The 19445-nt window shown below is 40.7% G+C and carries 20 protein-coding genes and 1 tRNA gene; 13 read left to right on the plus strand and 8 right to left on the minus strand.

Annotated elements, in window-relative coordinates:
- Nucleotides 1-136: 136 nt before the first annotated feature.
- From RBQ60_RS00895 to RBQ60_RS00920, 6 genes are all read left to right on the plus strand, one after another.
- On the plus strand, nt 137-862 hold the full coding sequence (locus RBQ60_RS00895; protein ID WP_307884725.1) for an ABC transporter ATP-binding protein: 726 nt from the start codon (nt 137-139) through the stop codon (nt 860-862).
- Nucleotides 852-1775: a SufB/SufD family protein gene (locus tag RBQ60_RS00900; RefSeq protein ID WP_307884726.1), complete on the plus strand. Its 924-nt coding sequence runs from the start codon at nt 852-854 to the stop codon at nt 1773-1775. The genes RBQ60_RS00895 and RBQ60_RS00900 overlap by 11 nt, the downstream gene beginning before the upstream one ends.
- A gap of 25 nt (nt 1776-1800) precedes the next feature.
- Nucleotides 1801-2325, plus strand: coding sequence for a signal peptidase I (lepB, locus tag RBQ60_RS00905; RefSeq protein ID WP_307884727.1), 525 nt, complete (start codon nt 1801-1803; stop codon nt 2323-2325).
- Nucleotides 2326-2340: 15 nt separating this feature from the next.
- On the plus strand, nt 2341-2721 hold the full coding sequence (locus tag RBQ60_RS00910; protein WP_307884728.1) for a hypothetical protein: 381 nt from the start codon (nt 2341-2343) through the stop codon (nt 2719-2721).
- An 11-nt stretch (nt 2722-2732) separates the two neighbouring features.
- Nucleotides 2733-2936, plus strand: a complete 204-nt coding sequence (locus RBQ60_RS00915) for a PF20097 family protein (protein ID WP_307884729.1) — start codon at nt 2733-2735, stop codon at nt 2934-2936.
- Nucleotides 2937-3033: 97 nt separating this feature from the next.
- On the plus strand, nt 3034-3240 hold the full coding sequence (locus RBQ60_RS00920) for a DUF1858 domain-containing protein (RefSeq protein ID WP_307884730.1): 207 nt from the start codon (nt 3034-3036) through the stop codon (nt 3238-3240).
- A 90-nt stretch (nt 3241-3330) separates the two neighbouring features.
- Here RBQ60_RS00920 and RBQ60_RS00925 read toward each other — a convergent pair whose 3' ends face one another.
- Both RBQ60_RS00925 and RBQ60_RS00930 read right to left on the minus strand, forming a co-directional pair.
- A complete protein-coding gene (locus RBQ60_RS00925; protein WP_307884731.1) occupies nt 3331-4002 on the minus strand; it encodes a hypothetical protein in 672 nt (223 codons plus the stop codon).
- A gap of 17 nt (nt 4003-4019) precedes the next feature.
- Complete coding sequence (locus RBQ60_RS00930) at nt 4020-5939, minus strand: ABC-F family ATP-binding cassette domain-containing protein (protein ID WP_307884732.1); 1920 nt, start codon at nt 5937-5939, stop codon at nt 4020-4022.
- 139 nt (nt 5940-6078) lie between these two features.
- Between RBQ60_RS00930 and RBQ60_RS00935 the strand changes: the two genes are divergently transcribed.
- From RBQ60_RS00935 to RBQ60_RS00945, 3 genes are all read left to right on the plus strand, one after another.
- Nucleotides 6079-6780: a redox-sensing transcriptional repressor Rex gene (locus RBQ60_RS00935; RefSeq protein ID WP_307885957.1), complete on the plus strand. Its 702-nt coding sequence runs from the start codon at nt 6079-6081 to the stop codon at nt 6778-6780.
- Between the two features lie 58 nt (nt 6781-6838).
- Complete coding sequence (locus RBQ60_RS00940) at nt 6839-7429, plus strand: LysE family translocator (protein WP_307884733.1); 591 nt, start codon at nt 6839-6841, stop codon at nt 7427-7429.
- Nucleotides 7430-7560: 131 nt separating this feature from the next.
- Complete coding sequence (locus RBQ60_RS00945) at nt 7561-8910, plus strand: MATE family efflux transporter (RefSeq protein ID WP_307884734.1); 1350 nt, start codon at nt 7561-7563, stop codon at nt 8908-8910.
- A 610-nt stretch (nt 8911-9520) separates the two neighbouring features.
- Here the strand turns inward: RBQ60_RS00945 and RBQ60_RS00950 are convergent.
- The 5 genes from RBQ60_RS00950 to RBQ60_RS00970 all read right to left on the minus strand — a co-directional run bounded on the left by RBQ60_RS00950 (nt 9521) and on the right by RBQ60_RS00970 (nt 14465).
- Nucleotides 9521-10225: an ABC transporter ATP-binding protein gene (locus tag RBQ60_RS00950; RefSeq protein ID WP_307885958.1), complete on the minus strand. Its 705-nt coding sequence runs from the start codon at nt 10223-10225 to the stop codon at nt 9521-9523.
- A gap of 1 nt (nt 10226) precedes the next feature.
- Nucleotides 10227-11069, minus strand: a complete 843-nt coding sequence (locus RBQ60_RS00955) for an ABC transporter ATP-binding protein (RefSeq protein ID WP_307884735.1) — start codon at nt 11067-11069, stop codon at nt 10227-10229.
- On the minus strand, nt 11062-12150 hold the full coding sequence (locus tag RBQ60_RS00960; protein ID WP_307884736.1) for a branched-chain amino acid ABC transporter permease: 1089 nt from the start codon (nt 12148-12150) through the stop codon (nt 11062-11064). Before RBQ60_RS00960 ends, RBQ60_RS00955 begins: the two co-directional genes overlap by 8 nt.
- Nucleotides 12151-12153: 3 nt before the next feature.
- The gene (locus RBQ60_RS00965; protein WP_307884737.1) at nt 12154-13041 is read right to left on the minus strand and encodes a branched-chain amino acid ABC transporter permease; all 888 of its coding nucleotides are present in this window, start codon (nt 13039-13041) and stop codon (nt 12154-12156) included.
- Nucleotides 13042-13232: 191 nt separating this feature from the next.
- Nucleotides 13233-14465 carry an ABC transporter substrate-binding protein gene (locus RBQ60_RS00970; RefSeq protein WP_307884738.1) on the minus strand — a complete coding sequence of 411 codons (1233 nt, stop codon included), beginning with the start codon at nt 14463-14465 and terminating at the stop codon, nt 13233-13235.
- Nucleotides 14466-14771: 306 nt separating this feature from the next.
- Between RBQ60_RS00970 and thyA the strand changes: the two genes are divergently transcribed.
- Together thyA and RBQ60_RS00980 are read left to right on the plus strand one after the other, a co-directional pair.
- Nucleotides 14772-15602, plus strand: a complete 831-nt coding sequence (gene thyA, locus RBQ60_RS00975; RefSeq protein ID WP_307884739.1) for a thymidylate synthase — start codon at nt 14772-14774, stop codon at nt 15600-15602.
- Nucleotides 15603-15615: 13 nt separating this feature from the next.
- Nucleotides 15616-16107, plus strand: a complete 492-nt coding sequence (locus RBQ60_RS00980; RefSeq protein ID WP_307884740.1) for a dihydrofolate reductase — start codon at nt 15616-15618, stop codon at nt 16105-16107.
- A gap of 250 nt (nt 16108-16357) precedes the next feature.
- On the opposite strand, the gene RBQ60_RS00985 is transcribed toward RBQ60_RS00980, so the two are convergent.
- Nucleotides 16358-17566 carry a CCA tRNA nucleotidyltransferase gene (locus RBQ60_RS00985; protein ID WP_307884741.1) on the minus strand — a complete coding sequence of 403 codons (1209 nt, stop codon included), beginning with the start codon at nt 17564-17566 and terminating at the stop codon, nt 16358-16360.
- A 481-nt stretch (nt 17567-18047) separates the two neighbouring features.
- Here RBQ60_RS00985 and RBQ60_RS00990 point away from each other — a divergent pair.
- A tRNA-Lys gene (locus tag RBQ60_RS00990) sits at nt 18048-18120 on the plus strand.
- 167 nt (nt 18121-18287) lie between these two features.
- Entirely contained in the window at nt 18288-19274 is a 987-nt protein-coding gene (locus RBQ60_RS00995) for a hypothetical protein (protein ID WP_307884742.1), read from the plus strand.
- The last annotated feature ends 171 nt before the right edge of the window (nt 19275-19445 follow it).

The following is a 19445-nucleotide window of genomic DNA, read 5'->3' on the forward strand; positions in this document are numbered from 1 at the left end:
TTTTTAAACAGGAAAAACGCTAAAAAAATGGAAAAATATTGACAGTCTATTTGGAAAATTGTTATAATTTAGGATAGCTTTCTATGGCATTTTGCGAAAGATAAAGGCGAAAGTCTTTGAAATGGAGGATTGGGAAATGTTAGAATTAAAAAACGTCTCTTTTTCAGCCGATGGAAAAGAGATATTGAAAAATATCAGCCTGGTTATTGAGGATGAAAGATTTGTGGTAATTACAGGCCCCAATGGTGGTGGGAAATCCACCTTGGCAAAAATCATTGCAGGGATTGAAAAACCCGATAGCGGGCAAATTTTGTTGGATGGACAGGATATTACCAATTGGAGCATTACCGAGCGTGCCAATGCAGGCGTAAGCTTTGCCTTTCAACAGCCCGTACGCTTTAAGGGTGTTACTGTAAAGGATTTAATTACCCTTGCCAGCGGCAAAGATTTAAGCACAGCCGCAGCGTGCGAATATTTGGCAGAAGTTGGCCTTTGTGCCAAGGACTATATTGACCGTGAGGTAAATAGCAGTCTTTCTGGCGGGGAATTAAAACGTATTGAGATTGCAACGGTTATGGCGAGAAAAACAAAGGTTACTTTATTTGATGAACCAGAGGCAGGCATTGACTTATGGAGCTTTAAAAACTTAATTGATGTTTTTGAGAAAATGCATGGGGAAATCAAAGGCTCTATTTTGATTATTTCCCATCAGGAACGAATTTTAAATATTGCCGATCAGGTTGTAGTTATCAGTGGTGGACAAGTAGCACAGGTTGGCACAAAAGAGGAAGTTTTGCCCGGATTATTTGGCGTGGAATCCGGTTGCAGATATTTTAAGGAGGCACAGCACCATGTTGAATGATGTTATCAAAAACTTGCTTGCTGAAGTAGCGGGAATTGGCAATATCCCTACTGCGGGGGCATTTAATATTCGTAGCAACGGCAAAAGTGCAGGAAGAAACTCCACTGAAACCATTCAGATTGTTTCTAAAGAAGATGGTTCTGGTATAGACATCATTATTAAGCCTGGCACAAAGAATGAAAGTGTACACATTCCCGCTTTGATTTCTGAAACGGATATGCATGATTTGGTTTATAACGATTTTCACATCGGCGAGGATGCAGACGTAACCATTGTTGCTGGATGTGGTATCCACAACTGCGGTAGTGGCGTTTCTCAGCATGATGGGATTCATCGTTTCTTTGTTGGCAAAAATGCAAGGATTAAATATGTGGAAAAGCATATTGGCGAAGGGGAGGGGGGCGGTCAGAATATAATTAACCCCCAAACTCATATTATTGCAGAGGAAAACAGTTTTATTGAGATGGATACAGTTCAGTTAAAGGGTGTTGACTCTACAAAGCGAATCTCTAGTGCAAAATTAGCGGCAGGAGCTACGGTTGTAATCAAAGAAAAAATTATGACCCACGGTCAGCAGTATGCAGAAACATCCTTTGACGTGGATTTAGATGGCGAAGGTTGCAGTGCAAAGCTCATTTCCCGTTCTGTTGCCAGAGACAGTTCTAGACAGCTGTTCCGCTCTAAACTTTGCGGAAACAAGGCTTGTTATGGTCATTCTGAATGCGATGCCATTATTATGGATAACGGCATTGTGGCGGCAGAGCCTGAAATTATTGCAAATGACGTGGATGCAACGTTAATTCATGAGGCGGCCATCGGCAAAATCGCCGGGGATCAGCTGACAAAGCTGATGACATTAGGCCTAACAGAGAAACAGGCGGAGTCTCAAATTATTAACGGATTCCTAAAATAAATAACGTCCCAAAGGAGATGGCTATGTGAGCGGTACGGTAAGAAAAGAAATTATCAGTTGGATAAAAACAATCCTTTTGGCTGTGGTATTGGCAGGATTGGTGAACACATTTTTAATTGTGAACGCACAAGTTCCCACAGGCTCTATGGAAAACACCATTATGACTGGGGACCGTATTTTGGCTCTTCGTACGTCATATTGGTTTGATGAACCACAGCGTGGGGATGTTGCTGTATTCCGTTACCCTGATGATCCCGAGGGTAAAACCCTTTATGTAAAGCGTATCATCGGTGTGGGTGGCGATGTTGTAGAAGTGAAGGATGGAGCCGTTTATATTAACGGTGAGGTTCAGGATGAGCCTTATATAAAAGAAATTACTCAGGGGGATTTCGGTCCCTATGAAGTGCCAGTAGGCACGTACTTCATGATGGGGGATAACCGAAACAGATCTTTGGATTCCCGCTATTGGGAAAATCAGTTTGTAGATCCAGATGCAATTTTAGGCAAGGTTGTATTGCGTTACTTTAAGGGATTCAAATGGATTTCATAATAGGAGGGTAAGCCTATGAACAAAAAGGACAAACTACTTTTAGTCTTTCTTGGTTTTTGCGTGGTCGTTGCTTTCGTTGGCGGCCAAGTTTTAAACAGTAGAAAAGCATTTACTACAGAAAAGTGGGTAAACTATGAGGGAAACAGTCGACAAGCCATTGTAAAAGACTTCTTGGATCGTAACATTATTGAGGGTCTTTCAGAGGAGGAATTGGTTGGATACCTTGGAGAGCCAAATGAAAAAAGGGAAGAAGCCTTGTTATACTATTTAGGTACACCGAAAGGATTTTTTGGCATCAATAAAGATGGCGAGGAAGAGTATCTAATTTTTCATTTCGAAGACGGTAAGGCCAAAGGCTTTAAAAGGGTCCCTGGGTCTGCTTTGGAATTAGAATAGGAGATGATGGTATGAAATGCCCTTTTTGTGGTGAAGAAATGACAGAAGGCTATGTGGAATCGGGAAGATACTTCATGTGGAAAGGGAAAGATGAAAGAGGGAAAAAGCAAGAATATCTATTGGCCAAAAGCTATATGGGTGGCGCTAAACTAATGGGAAAAATTTGCCCATTTTGCCGCAAACTGGTTTTGGATATTCCTGAAAGCCAGTTTTAAGAAATTTCCAGTTGTTTTTAGAAACAATATCGCTGAAAATTCTTTTTTGTGGCAGGATACATAACATAAACTAAATTTTTCAAAGGAGGAATAAAACATGAAAGCAACAAAGGATATGACAATTGGTGAACTTTTAATGATGGATAGAGGTGTTGGTGCAGTTTTGATGGAGAACGGCATGCACTGTGTTGGATGCCCTTCCGCTGCTGCTGAAACATTAGAAGAAGCTAGCATGGTACACGGCATGGAAATAGACAAGCTTTTAACTGATATTAATGGATATTTAGAAAATAAAGGCGAATAATTTTTCGGAGGCCAATTTCAGTTGTCCTGAAAGGCAAAGTAAATTGAGTGAATAAAAGGCTGTAATGGAGGATTCCATTACAGCCTTTTATTATGCTTGAACCTTTTGTAAAGAGCCGTTGTGTTCTTCTAAGCGTTTTTCCAAGATAGTATAGTCAACACCAGTAACTTTATCTGGCCAGTTTTCTTTCACTTCTTTCATTTGTTCCGTTGCTTCGTGCCATTTGTCATTTTCCATGGCCTCAAAAATTTGTATAAATGCATTTAAGCGGGGTAGATTTCCCCCCATGGGAAGGCTAAGGAAACGTTTTTTGAATTTCTTAATCAGATCAAGAGCTTGTTCATTTTCCCCTAAGTGAATCATGACATAAGTCAGGTTTAGGAAATATACGGCACCATTGGCTTTTTTTAATGCACCACCATTGATGCTTTTTAATTTCTGCTTTGCTGTTACATAATCCCCTTTTTCCATATAAGCAACAGCAATATTCATCATCAACATGGAACGGATATTGTTGGCACGTCTACCTTCCAACAGTTTTTCCGTTTCTGCAATATAAGCGTCTGGGTCAGTTTCCATAAGAGGTAAAATGGAGTTCACCTTCTGTGCAAATTTTTTAAACCAGTGGGCGTAGTAGGCAAGACCAATACCCATGACCAGCATCACCAAATAAAAAACAATCTGGCTATTTGCTCCCAGAATACTGCCTGCTCCCAAAAGCATGAACATTGCAAATAATGCCAATACAAACAAAATCTTCATCGAATTTCCTCCTTTGTTTATTGAAGTTCCTCCCATTGGGAGTAGAGCAGTTCCAATTTTTCTTCTAGTATGGTTTTTTCTTCAAAAATTTCCTGGGCTTTTGCATAGTCTGCACTGGCTGCAGCCATATCCTCGTCTGCCTTGGCAATGGCCCCTTCTGTTTCTTCGATTTCTTGTTCCAAACGAGAAATTTTTCCTGCTAACTTTCTTTCTGCTGCCTGCTGCTCTTTTTGTTTGAGCCAGTCAGCCTTTGTTTCGCTGGCATTTGCCGGAATGGTAGAGGTGGAAATAGTCCCCATTTCTTTTGCCCTTTCCTCTTCATTTCGAGCCTGCTCAGCCTTTTTTTCCAAGTAGTAATCGTAGTTCCCTGCGTACTGCACAACACCATCAGGCGTTAATTCCAGAATTTTTTCTGCCGTTTTATTCATGAAATAACGGTCGTGGGAGATATAGACTACAGTTCCTTCATAGCAGTTTAAAGCGTTTTCCAATACTTCCTTTGAATACATGTCCAAATGGTTTGTAGGCTCGTCCAACATAAGCAAATTGGCTTTGGAAAGCATAATTTTTGCTAAAGAAACACGGCCTTTTTCACCACCGCTTAAAGCGGAAATGGGCTTGAACACATCGTCGTTGGTAAATACGAAGGCGGCTAAAACGTTTCGGATTTGCCCTGCTGTTAAATTAGGGTAGGTATCTGAAATTTCATTAAAGATGGTCTTAGATTCATCCAACATCTGCTGTTCCTGATCATAGTATCCAGTGTGGACATTGGTGCCAAAGCGGACGATACCGGAATCGCTTGAAACTTCCCGCAGGAGCATTTTAAACAAAGTGGATTTTCCCACGCCATTTGGCCCGATGATTGCAGCTTTTTCCCCACGTTTGACATCAAAGCTTACATTTTGAAATATTTTATTTCCGCCGTAAGACTTGGAAAGGTCTTCCGTATGAAGTACATCGTTGCCACTGGTAATCAGGGGTGTTAAGGTTAAACGCATATGGGAGGGTAAAGAATCGGGGCGATCCACCCGATCTATTTTATCCAACGCTTTTTCTCGGCTCTCCGCACGTTTTACGGATTTTTCCCGATTAAAAGCACGGAGGGTGCGAATGACATCTTCCTGACGCTTGATTTCCTTTTGTTGAGTATCAAAAGCTTTTTGCTGAACCTCTTTATTAAATTCTTTTTGTTGGGTATAAAAACTATAGTTCCCGTTGTAAATATTAGACTTTTTGTTTTCGATTTCCACTACTTTAGTGACAATTTTATCTAAGAAGTAACGATCGTGGGATATGATTAATACAGCACCTTCGTAGCCCCTCAAAAAGTCCTCCAGCCATTCAATGGATGCAATATCCAAGTGGTTGGTAGGCTCGTCCAAAAGCAAAATATCCGGCTTCGAAAGTAAAAGCTTGCCAAGATAGATACGAGTTTTTTGCCCACCTGAAAGTTGGGTGAGAGGGCGGTTGAAGTCTGCCTCACTAAAGCCCAGACCTTTTAACACACCTCGTAGGCGGCTTTGGTAGCTGTACCCGTCGCTTTGCTCAAAAAAGTGTTGTAAACGAGCGTATTCCTCCATCTTATCGGCTAATCCCTGCCCCGTAAGATATCCCATTTCCTTCTCCATTTCACGAAGAAGATTTTCAGTTTCCAATATTTTCTCAAAAACAGATAGCATTTCTTGATAAATGGTGCGTTCGCTTTCGATTTGTTGGTTCTGGGCCATATATCCAAGGGTAGCATCTTTCTTAATATAAAATTCACCGCCATCAGCAGAAATTTCTCCTGTTAATACACGGAACAAAGTTGTTTTTCCAGCCCCATTTACGCCTACGATGGCGGCCTTTTCCTTTTCTTCCAAATGGAAGGTGATTTTGTCTAAAATCACATCAATGCCGTAGGCTTTGTGTAACTGTTTACATGCTAGTATCATATGATTGTCCTCCGTTTTTTCTGGGGATATAACTACAATAATATCAGAAAAGGATTCATATTAAAAGAGTTATTGTTGACAATAAAATAACAGGAGTGCTATACTGAGTTTAAGTTGACACGGAGAGGATATGGATAAAATGGATAGTGAAAAGAGAATTTCGCCGGCGGTTATTAATCGGCTACCTAGATATTACCGCTATCTGGGCGATCTTTTGGAGAGCGATATTACGAGAATTTCATCAAAAGAACTGAGTGCAAAAATGAACATTACTGCGTCACAGATTCGTCAAGATTTAAATAACTTTGGTGGTTTTGGACAGCAGGGCTACGGCTACAATGTTGAGTATCTTCATAATGAAATTAAGAAGATATTGGGTTTGGACAGGTTGTATAATATGATCGTAGTCGGCGGGGGAAATATCGGGCAGGCTTTGGTAAATTATACCAATTTTGAAAAAAGAGGTTTTGTAATTAAAGCTGTTTTTGATACCAATCCTCGTTTAATCGGTATGACCATCCGTGGCGTAGAGGTATACGACGTTGATCAGATGGAGCAATATGTGAAAAACAACAGTGTAGATGTAGCAATTCTTACTTTGCCTCGCTCCAAGGCAGTAAAGGTTGCAAACGATCTGGCAAAGTGGGGCGTAAAGGGTATGTGGAATTTTAGCCATGTTGATTTACAGGTGCCCGAAGATGTCTTGGTGGAAAATGTACACCTTACAGATAGCTTGATGACTTTGCTGTATAAGATAAATGAAATGTACTGTGAGGAAAGCGAGTTGCACCAGCTATCCAATGGATTACCCATTAAACCAAAGGTTGATTTAGAAGATTAATACTGAGAAAACTGCTCTGTTTAGAGCAGTTTTTATTTTATAAAAAGGGGGAACTTCTGTGGTTCATGTTTTTGCCTTTGTATCCTATGTTTTCGTTTCGTGCATTACGCCGGGCCCGAATAATATTATGAGTATGAATAATGGTGCGAAATACGGTGTAAAAAAAAGCATGCCCTTTTGTGCAGGGGTAGCAACGGGATTTTCGTTGATTTTAATTTGTTGCATATTATCTAATCTATTCTTAAACCGATACATACCTAAAATTGTAGACATAATGACAGTTTTAGGAGCAGGATACATACTTTATTTGGCTTGGATTATTTGGAGGGACAAGCCTAAAGAAGAAAAGAAAAAAGCCCGCCAATTGGATACTCGGGCATTTAGCACAGCTGTGATACTTCAATTTGTAAATCCCAAAGGCTTATTGTTCGGTATCACCTTAATTACAAATTTCGTTTTTCCATACTATCAATCAGTCGAGGCATTTTTGCTGGTTTTAGGGTTTAACTGGATTGTGGTGTTGCTTTGTTGCGGATGCTGGGTTCTTTTTGGTTCCGTTTTTCGAAGTTTTTTTGAAAAAAACAGAAGGATTTTAAATGTCATTATGGCCTTGCTTTTAGTTTATTGTGCAGTATCGTTATTTATTTAGTCGAAGTGAGATTTTTCAATGATACGAAATCATTATTTCCTAAAAAGAGAATTTTTGGATATTTTTCAGTGTTATTGATTTATTTTTAAAAGAGGACAAAGCTCCTTACATTTTTGGGGGGGTAAATTTTTATGGAACAAGTAGATAAGAAGAGTTATATGTTTACCAATCGGGACTTAAAGAGGCTAATCGTTCCTATGCTTATAGAGCAGCTACTGGCTATTTTGGTAGGTTTGTGCGATTCCTTAATGGTGGCCAGCGTAGGGGAGCATGCAGTTTCTGGCGTTTCTTTGGTAGATACCATCATTGTATTACTAATTCATTTATTTGGTGCCCTTGCCACAGGTGGAGCAGTGGTTGCAGGGCAATATTTGGGGCAAAACAACCGCCAAAAGGCGTGTCGAGCAACAGATCAGCTTGTGCTTTTTACAGCCATTTCTGCTGTTATCATAACGGGTGGGATTTATATAGCGAAAGATTTTATTTTGCTCAATGTTTTTGGAAAAATTGAAAGTAACGTTATGGAAAGCGCAAAAACATATTTGCTGTATGTTGCGGCGTCTATTCCCTTTATCGCCCTGTATAATGCGGGGGCGGCCATTTTTCGCTCCATGGGAAATTCAAAGGTGCCTATGTATCTTTCCTTGTTGATGAACGCAGTCAATGTAGGTGGTAATGCTGTCTTGATATATGGCTTTGCTATGGGCGTGAAAGGTGCTGCCATTGCTACCTTGGCATCACGTATTATCGCTGCATTGGGGATTATTTTGTTGCTGCGTGGTCAGGAACATACCCTTCATTTATCTAGACCATTTTCCTTTCGTTTGGATAAAGAGCTTTTGAAAAAAATAGCGTTTATCGGTATCCCAAACGGCTTTGAAAGTAGTATGTTTCAGCTGGGGAAAATTTTAGTGCTTAGTTTGGTTACCACTTTCGGAACTGCGGCCATTGCAGCAAATGCGGTTGGTAATATTATTGGAACATTCCAGATTATGCCGGGAATGGCGGTAAGTATGGCACTCATTACCGTAGTTTCCCGTTGTGTTGGTGCAAGAGACTACGAAATGGCAAGGTACTATACCCAAAAAATTTTGAAGCTCACCCACTTCCTAATTTTTATATTTAACTTTGTCATTCTTTTGGTATTGCCAGGGATTTTGGCCTTGTATCAGTTATCACCTGAAGCGACAGGATTGGCCACACAAATTTCATGGCTTCATGGTATTTGCGCCATCCTGATATGGCCAGAGTCTTTTTCCTTGGCCAATACCCTGCGTGCCGCAAACGATGTGAAGTATTGTATGGTGTGGTCCATATTCTCCATGTGGGTTTTCCGAATTGCATTTAGCTATATTTTGGGCGTACACTTTGAAATGGGGTTATTTGGTGTTTGGGTTTCTATGATTATTGATTGGTGTGTGAGATCTGCCTTTTTCATTACCCGATACCGTGGTACAAAATGGCAAGGGCATAAGATTTAAATGGAGTCTTTTGGAAGGAGAGGGGACAATTTTTCGTTTAAATTTTCACATAGATTTCTTTGGCGTTAGTTGACAATACTAAAGCCACCTTGTTGGCATAATAGCCTTAATTGAAGCCTATTAAAGTCAAAAGGGAACCATCCTCAGTTTACAAGAAGGCTAATTTCCAATTAAAGCACCCTGTAAAGGCTTCTCTTCGTTGAAAGGTATAAATGACTAGCTAAGACGTGAAATGCACCTCTGGGGCTATATTTTGAGAATTAGGCCATATGCCATTGATACATGGCTACATTCACCCCAATTCACCTGGTTTGGGTTGCCTTAATTTTCCGAGATGGTGCTATTCTTGATGGCAAAGGTGTTGAGGAAGGGGAGAAATGAATTCGTTTTATTTCTTAGATTACTTTCGAAGACGAATCATTTCTTTTAGCTATGGGCGGTGGATGTTCCTTATATTCATGCCCCTGAAGGAATCTAGGCTTAACCTATAACGGCGGTTTCCCATAGGGGGACTTATGCTGCAGGTACGAGAGTCAATGAGGATAGAAAAAGATAGAAAAATAAAAACTCCCTTGGGTTTCTTTTTATAAAAAACCACAGGGAGTTTATTTTATTTTGTTTTTCCTAAATACGCTTGCTTTATTTTTTCATTTGCTAAAAGTTCTTCCCCAGTACCTTCCATGGTAATAGTCCCCGTTTCAATCACGTAAGCCTTATGGGCAATTTTTAAAGCCATATTTGCATTTTGCTCAATGAGTAAAACAGTGATGCCTTCTTTGTTGATGGTTTGAATGATTTTAAAGATATCCTTTACCACCAAAGGGGCAAGGCCTAAGGATGGCTCATCCATCATAATGACCTTTGGTCTGCTCATTAAAGCACGGCCAACGGCCAGCATTTGCTGTTCACCTCCGGAGAGAGTACCTGCCATCTGCCATTCTCTTTCCTTTAGACGAGGAAAGAGCTTAAAGATATATTCCAAGTCGTCCTTTAAGTTGTCCTTACGTAAATAAGCACCAATTTTTAGGTTTTCCATTACTGTAAGGTTTGGGAAAACCCGTCTGCCTTCTGGAACCAAGGTAATCCCTTGGGAAACGATGAAGTCGGGAGACTGCCCAACAATTTCTTTTCCTTTATAAAAAATAGAAGCTTGCTTAGGCTTTACTAAGCCGGAAATGGACTTTAATGTGGTGGACTTTCCGGCACCGTTTGCACCAATTAGGGTTACGATTTCCCCTTCGGGAACCGTTAAATGAATGCCCTTTACAGCTTCAATGCCACCGTAGGAAACAACCAAGTCCTTTATTTCTAAAATATTACTCATCATCAGCCACCCCCAAATATGCGTCAATAACCTTCTGGTTGTTTTGAATCTCATTGGGTGTGCCCGTGGCGATCATTTTACCAAAGTCGATTACATAAATACGATCGGAAATATCCATTACTAAATTCATATGATGCTCAATCATGAAAACAGTAAGGTTGAATTGATCCCTGATTCTTCTAATAAACTCTGTCAATTCATCGGTTTCTTGTGGATTCAGCCCTGCCGCAGGTTCGTCCAATAAAAGCAAGGAGGGGTTGGTGGCCAAAGCACGGGCAATTTCCAAGTGACGCTGTTTACCGTAGGGAAGGGAGCTGGACTTTTCGTCTTTTAAATCATACAAATCTAAAATACGCAAAAGCTTCAAAGAGTCTTCTTTCATTTTTTTCTCTTCCTTCCAACTGAGTAAGAAGGTGTCAGTAAATACATTGGCTTTCATGCGCATATGTTTAGCGATTAATACATTTTCCAAAACCGTTAACTCTTTAAACAAACGTATATTTTGAAACGTACGGGCAATGCCGAGTCTTGTTATTTTATCTGGCGTGGGTTCTAATGTTTTTTTATATTTTCCCTTGTTTTCCCCTGCATACATTTTTTCCATCTTCCCTTTGGGAAAGTTGGAAATGATATTGTTCCCTTCGAAATCCACGGCACCATTGGTGGGGGAATAAACCCCTGTAATCACGTTAAATGCCGTTGTCTTCCCGGCACCGTTGGGCCCGATGAGAGAAACAATTTCTCCTTTATGTACCTCTAAGGTAAGGTTATTTACGGCGACTACACCGCCAAATTGCATGGTTACATCTTGTACGGAAAGGACTTTATTACTCATAGCCTTCACCCCCCGCTTTTTTCTTTTTGTCTAACCGATTTATGATGAAGTTCCAATTTAGCTCTTTCATACCCATGATGCCACGGCGGAAGAATAAAACGACAATCATCAAGATGACGGAGAATACAACCATACGGAAGCCGCTTTTTAATAGAGGAACCTTAAAGTCTCCGATATATGTTTCCATATCTAAGAAACGTAGCCACCATTCTCTTGCTGCAATGACGAGGAAAGAAGAAATGATACTTCCTGAAATAGAGCCCATACCGCCGATTACTACAATCAGCAAAATGTTGTAAGTTAAGAGGATGTTGAAGGTTGTGGAGGTAATTGCTCCTAAGTACATACCCATTAATGCACCGCTTATACCAGCAAAAAAGGAGCTAATAATAAAAGAAAGCTGTTTATGCTTTGCCAAATTGATACCCATTGCCTCGGCAGCAATTTCATCCTCACGAATAGCCTTAAAAGCACGCCCGTAGGAAGAGCGAATGAGTAGGGTCACAATTAGAATACAAATGCCCACCACGATAAAAGGAAAATAGAAGTTAGGGAACTTGGGGATTAATTTTAAGCCCAAAGACCCGTTTGTAATTTTGTTCATGGGGGTACTACCAACGATAATACGAACGATTTCCGCAAAGCCTAAGGTAGCAATGGCGAAATAGTCACTTTTTAATCGAAGGACGGGGGCGCCGATCATGGCCGCAAGAATCGCCGCAACCAAGCCTGCCAAAACAAGGCCCACCCATATGGGCACCTGCATCGTAGAAAGCCAATCGGCAACACCGTAAAGATAATAAACACCGCTTCGGCTTTGGACAGGGATGGTAAAAATGGCAAAGGTATAAGCACCAACTGCCATAAAGCCAGCCTGACCTAAGGAAAATAGGCCTGTAAAGCCGTTTAATAAGTTCATGGAGACTGCCACCAGTGCATAAATTGCGCCTAATTGTAACACGGTACGAAGCATAAAGTTAGGCTTTGTAAAGTTGTTTACATAGAATAAGATTCCTGCACATACTAAAAGGGCAATCACGGAAAAAAGGATATTAAATTGAGTTTTCTTTTTTTCTGTCATGTTTTACACCTTCTCAGTTATTTTTTCACCGAATAAACCAGTTGGTTTAATCAGTAGGATGACGATTAGCAAAATAAACGTAAATACATCGCTGAATTCCGAATAGCCTGCGGCTTTGATAAATGTTTCAGATAGCCCGATGATAAATCCCCCTAATACCGCCCCAGGGATAGAACCGATGCCGCCGAATACTGCTGCGATAAAGCACTTTAATCCGGGTAAAGAGCCAGCAAGGGGGTATACAGATGGGCGAGGTGTAAAATATAGTATAGAACCGATTGCCGCCAGTAAACAGCCGATCACGAAGGTGAAACTGATCACACGATTGATTTTAATTCCCATCAGCTGGGAGGTTTCAAAGTCCTTGGAAACGGCCCTCATTGCCATACCGATTTTGGTATGGTTGATTAGCTGCATCAGGATAAAAACAAAGACCAAGGTTAAGATAGGGGTAATGAAGGTAACCACTGAGGTGGAAATGCCGCCAATTGTAATGGTTTTTGTTAAAAAACCGATGGTTGGATAGGGCTTTGGCAAAGCTGAGAATAAATATGTAGCCACATTTTGCAAGAAATAAGAAACGCCAATAGCAGAAATCATGATAGACATACGAGGTGCACTTCGTAGGGGCTTATAGGCCAATTTTTCAATGATAACGCCCAGTGCGATTGTGGCGGTGATTACGACGATGATTGCGATGTACCAAGGCAAAGCAAAGTTTACCATGGAAAAAATCATAAAATAGGCTGCCATCATGAAAATGTCACCATGGGCAAAGTTGATTAAGCGAAGAATACCATATACCATGGTATAGCCAATGGCAATTAAGGCATAAATGCCGCCAATAGAGATACCTGTTAGGCAATATTGTAAAAATGCGTTTGTTGTCATGGTTATGACCTCCAGACAAAAATAGTTGGTTTAGCGGCTTGGAAAGGTTTAAAAAGGGAAAGCATCTTTTGTAAAATCCTTTGTATCCTTTGCAAACCTTTGCAAGCCACGCTAACAGAAAAAGCGCCGAGAGGTAAACTCCTCCCGGCGAATTGTTTTGTGCCATGGGAATATTTTTCCCTAAGTTCATATTATTCAGCAGATTGGGTTTTAACGAAGTTAAACTTGCCATCTTTAATCTGCTTGATGTAAGCTACGTTCTTTACAGCGTCGCCGTTTTCATCGAAGGAGATTGCACCAGTTACACCGTTGAAGGAAACTGTCTTTAATGCGTCACGCAGTGAAACGGAGTCCAGAGTTTGGGCACCGTCTAAAGCTTTTAAAGCTTCGTATACGGACATATATGCATCATAGCCCAAAGCGGATACTGCAGCAACGCCGTCGGAACCACCGTTTAATGTGAGGTTCTCTGGGTTGCCGTTTAAGTAAGCCTTGAATCCTGTAACGAACTCTTTTGCAACAGGGTTTGTTTCATCATGTTCATCGAAGAATGTGGAGAGGGCAACGCCTTCAGCAGCTGTGCCTGCAGCGGCGATGATTGTTTCGTTTTCCCATGTATCGCTGGCGATAATCTGAGCTGTGATACCGTTTGCCTGAGCCTGAGGTAACAGCAATGTAGCGGTTGCGATGGAAGAAGGAGCGAAGATACAATCAGGGTTTGCAGCCTTGATGGATGTCAAGATTGCGTTAAAGTCCGATTCGTTTGTCTGGTATGTTTCGTTTGCAACGATAGTACCACCCATTCCTTCAAATGCCTGCTGGAAGAATGCAGCAAGACCTGTGGAATAGTCGTCACCGTTCTGGCTAACAAGAGCTGCTTTTGTATAGCCCTGTTCGATTGCATAAGAAGCCATTACAGTACCCTGGAAGGGATCCAAGAAGCAAGTACGGAAGTAGAAGTCATTGCCCAGGGTTACCTGAGGGTTTGTGCAAGAAGCACCAATAGCGGGCACCTGTGCATCAGCAAAAGTCTGGCCGGCAGCGATGGAAACACCGGAGCCATAGGAACCAAGAACGGCAACAACACCGGAGCTAATCAAAGATTGAGCTGCTGTAACGGCTGCTGTTTTGTCGGATTGGTTATCCACCTCTACTAACTCAATATTATATGTAGTGCCATTGATATCAACGGTAGGGTTTACTTGGTTTGCATAACGCATACCCAAAACTTCCTGCATACCGCCGCCGCCGTTTTCGCCAGTTGTAGGTTCAAAAACGCCGATTTTAATTGTGTCGCCTTCGATAGCGACTCCTGCTGCAGCAGGTGCGTCATTTGCTGCGCTGTCATCAGAGGGGCTGCTGGTACAAGCTGCCATGGACAACATCAGCACAGCTGACATAGTTAAAGCAAGAATTTTTTTCATAATACTACGACCTCCCTAGTCTTTTTCGTCCACTCAAGGACAAAATATAGTTTATGTCGATGCGTGTCCTCTATAAGCGGACAATTGCTTTTTGCATCGTTAATTGGAGTTTACCACATTTTGTATTACTAGGCAATATTTACAACGTTTTTTTAAAAAAATAATTCTATCTGTCCATATTGTTAGGTACCGAAAGAAATGTCCAGAATTTTTTTCATGAAAGAGGTGGAAAAAGGCCTATAATTCCTTTATAATAAAAAACAGATTTCATAACCATAAGAAATCTATAGATAGGAGGAAGGTAACTTGAGCAAAGCAGATGATATCTTTATAAAAAATTGTACGGAAATACTGAACAATGGATTTTCCACTGAAAATGAAAAGGTTCGTCCTCATTGGGAAGACGGAGAGCCTGCATATACGATAAAAACCTTTGGGGTTGTGAACCGTTATGACCTTTCCAAAGAATTTCCCCTTTTGACATTAAGGTTAATTAATTGGAAGGTGGCCATTGACGAAATTCTTTGGATTTGGCAGAAGAAATCTAACAATATTCATGATTTAAACAGTAAAATTTGGGACTCTTGGGCGGATGAAAATGGTTCTATTGGTAAGGCTTACGGTTACCAGCTTGGGGTGCCCTATAAATTCAAACACGGCACCATGGACCAGGTGGATAATGTTTTGTGGCAGTTGAAAAATACGCCATATTCCCGCCGTATCATGACAAATATTTATAACTTTGCGGATTTGTCGGAAATGGGCTTAGAACCTTGTGCGTACAGCATGACTTTCAACGTGGTAGGTGATAAATTAAATGCAATTTTGAATCAGCGTTCCCAGGATACTCTGGCGGCAAATAGCTTTAATGTGGTTCAATATTCTGCCCTTTTAATGATGTTTGCCCAAGTGAGTGGCTTAAAAGCAGGAGAACTGGTTCATGTTATTAGTGATATGCATATTTATGATAGACATATTCCTATGATTGAAGAATTAATTCAAAGGGAGTCATTCCCAGCGCCCAAAGTACGCTTAAATCCTGAAGTGAAGAACTTCTACGATTTTACTGTGGATGACTTTATTGTAGAGGATTATCAGCATGGAAAGCCCATCGGCAGAGTTCCTGTGGCAATTTGATAGGGGTGTTAATATGAATATACTTGTAGCTGTGGACAACCAATGGGGTATCGGCAAAGATGGCGACTTGTTACGCCGTATTTCCCCAGATTTAAAGCGTTTTCGTGAAATGACTACGGGAAATGTATTGATTTTGGGCAGAAAGACATTAGAGTCCTTTCCCAATAAAAAGCCTTTGCCCAATCGGGATCACATTGTATTAACCAAAAATTTGGAATATGAAGCAGAAGGTGTTACCTTTTGCCATAATATTGAGGATTTACCTAGAGCATTAAAGGGCTTTGGTGAGAAAGAAGTTTTTGTTGCTGGGGGTGGAAGTGTGTATAAACAGCTTTTGCCTTTGTGCGATAAAGCTTATGTAACCAAAATTCAGGATACCTTCCCAGCAGACACCTACTTCCCTAATTTGGATGAACTTCCTGAGTGGGAAGTAGTAGAGGAAGGGGAAGTGCAGGAAGATAATGGGTTAAAGTTTTCTTTCGTGTTGTACCAAAAAAAGAAGTAATCAATTGACGAAAAGCCGTCCAGCTGATTTTAGATTAGCGGGACGGCTTTTATTTACTATGTGTAAACGAATTTAAGAAACGATACGAATTATGAAGTTTAGTGAACAGGCTGTGGAGTGAAGGCACAAGTAGAATGCTTTACTATTCCTTTTATTTTTCCGAATTAAAAAGCGTGTTATATGTCCTCTGATTTTTGTGGGTAAAAAATTAGCCTTGAAGGCTGGTTGTTTGCTTTTATCTTCCTGCAAATCATTGCATAAGCTCCTTGGCTTTGTCCAACAAAATCTGTTTTTCATTGAAATGGGGATTTTCATGAACATAGTCTAAAAGGTTAGCTAAGAGAGTACCCAGTTCCTTTCCTTTTGGAACGCCAATTTTCATTAGCATTTGCCCATCTACCGCCAACTCCTTTAAGCTTAAGCAGTCACCATCAGCTAAGATTTTATTCAAGCACAGGTGGGACTGTCGAAAAGACGAGGTGGGTCGTAAAATGGATTGCAAGGTAATTAACTGTTCAACTGCCTCGATTCCCAATTTTCCTGCTAATACTCTCAAAGGATATCCTTCTGTAGGAAGATCTTGGTTTATATGTTCTATCAAAAGGCAAATGCGTTTTAGACTGTCATTGTCAAACTTTAATTTTTTCAAAAATGTTTTTGCTTCTTGAAGGGGATACTCTTGCAAAACCATTGCCCAACGCAAAATAGAATTCTTTGGGGTTTGACGTAGTTCATGGATAAAGGTATCTGCTCTTGCCATCAGCCTAGAAGCAAGGAGAGGGTCTATTTCCGTCAATAACCCGCTTTCCCAAAGGAGGGGTATTTTTTCATAGTGTTCACAAAGCCACAACTTTTCCATTTCGTCGTGGATGCGTTCCACGCTGATTTTTTTGATCAACTCTATATTTTCCATAAGGGCATTGTAGGTTTCTTCCTCTACGTTAAAGCCCAACTGGGCAGCAAAGCGTACACAGCGAAGCATTCGCAAGGCATCTTCTTGGAAACGCAAAGCAGGCTCCCCCACACCTCGAATTGTTTTTTTCTGAATGTCCTCCATACCGTGAAAAGGGTCCTGATAGCCTTCTTCTGGATGGTATGCAATGGCGTTCATGGTAAAGTCTCGGCGTAGCAAGTCTTCCTCAAGGTTTTTGGTGAAGGAAACACTACTAGGGCGGCGACAGTCTTCGTACTTTCCTTCCACCCGATAGGTGGTCACCTCATAATTTGTATGGTTCAAAACCACGGTTATGGTACCATGTTGAATGCCTGTATCAAAGGTGCGAGAAAAGAGGCTTTTTGTTTCTTCTGGCTGGGCAGAAGTGGTAATATCCCAATCTTTTGGGATGTTGTGTAAGATGTTGTCTCGGACACAACCACCTACGATATAAGCCTCATGCCCCCCTTGATTTAGGGTTTTTAAAATATATAAAACATCTTGGGGTAATGTATTTGAAAACATAATCATTTCTCCTTTAAAAGGGTTAGTTCTTCTTCGCTTTCCTGAATTTATAGGGTATGGCTGCTAGTGCACCAAATTCATATTACAAGGTCTTACCAATGTAGATTTTTTTACATAGGTTTTCTACGAAAATTTTCTATTGTTGGATTAGAATTATTATCTCATATCCTCAAAAAAGAAAGGGGATTCCTTGCTTTTTCAGGATATGGTTTTCATTGCTGTTTCCTTCCCCTAAGAAGGGGGATGATCCACCCTCATGGGATGAAATAGACATCTCATTATACTACAGTAAGAGTATAACATAAATGATAAATTTACAAAAAGAAACTATCGCAGTTTTTTACAATGCTGGCAAAAAAATAGTTTATGAGGCGATTTAGGTAAGAAGAATAAAAAACTCAAAAAATCTGTAAAAATATCTGAAAAGCGGTTGACAAATGAATCAAGTAGTGCTAATATATTTTTTGCAGTCAATAAGTGCGCGCCCTTAGCTCAGTCGGTAGAGCAACTGACTCTTAATCAGTGGGTCCAGAGTTCGAGTCTCTGAGGGCGCATTATAGAAAGCAGAGTGGCTTAGAGGAATTCTAGGTTGTTCTGCTTTTCTTTTGCATTTTTTTACTCCCTAAAATTGGGAGTTTTTCTTTTTTTACGGATATTTTCCTGAGTAACCCCATAGAATGGTACAGAAATGTTTTGTCCGTAATCGGCAGGGGGAATGGATATGGAGGACATGTACGAAAAAATATTGTGGGAGGGCTATGGTCTGCGTTTTTATAGCGGAACACGCACTCGAACAGGTCTTGTCTGCAAGACGGACAAAGGACTCAGAGAATTGAAAAAGGCAAGAGAACGAATGAATAGCATTCGATATGCTCATGATGTTAAGGAATGTCTTTATCGAAATGGATTCACTGTCATCAGTAGGTTTTATAATACCATGGACGGACAGCCTTGTTTTGCCAAGGATGGAAGCCTATATGTTTTGGAGGAGCTTTTGCCGACTACGCCCTTGGAAGAGGATGGGAAGTCGCCTTTTGTAAAAGGGGCGGAGACCTTAGGCAAAATGCATCATTGTGCAAAGGGCTTAGAAAGTACATATTTTCAACTGGACAAAGAACGTTTGCCGGTGCAGTTTTCCAAAAGGCGGGTGGAGCTTGCAAAAATTAAGCGTCGCATTCAACGCCAAAGCGGTTATGACGCCATAGACCTGTTGGTGATTGATAACTATGATACCTATATGGAGCAGACATTGCAGGCAGAGGAACTTTTGCAAAAAGCAGAGTATCCGGTATTGGCAGATAAGGTGGAAAAAGATGGTGCCTTTTGCCATCATAGCTTCAAAGGGGAAAACCTAAGGTTGGGGGATGACGGGAGATTGTTTGTAGGCGGTTTTGAGGGCTGTAACAGTGATATTCCCTTGTTGGACTTGGCGGCATACTTAAAGCGTTATATGAAAAAAACCGATGGCGATAAAGATGGAGTAAAAGAAATGCTTGCGGCCTATCAAAAGCAAAATTCCCTGGAAGAAAGGGAGAAAGTGCTACTCCAAGCACTGACAATCTATCCAGAAAAGTTTTTAAGATTAGTGAATGAGTATTATAACAAAAGAAGAGCTTGTGTATCTCCCGCCATGCAAGAGCGCTTGGCATTGGCTGTGGAGGAAGAAAGTAGAGCAAGGGAATTATTTTATTTTATTCAGGAAGTCTAATCATGGTCTGGCTAAAAACAAAAAGTCCTTACTTGCCGTAGCTAGATTTCTATGGGGAAAGGACTTTTGTTTTTTTCTGCTTTTTTCAGGGTGTTATGCAAGATAAGCTTTGAGAATTCCTTCTTGCAACTTACAAGGGAAACGTATAAAATGTATGTTAGGTGCGTCTGA

This window comes from Anaerotignum sp. MB30-C6, assembly GCF_030908465.1.
Taxonomy (GTDB): domain Bacteria; phylum Bacillota; class Clostridia; order Lachnospirales; family Anaerotignaceae; genus Chakrabartyella.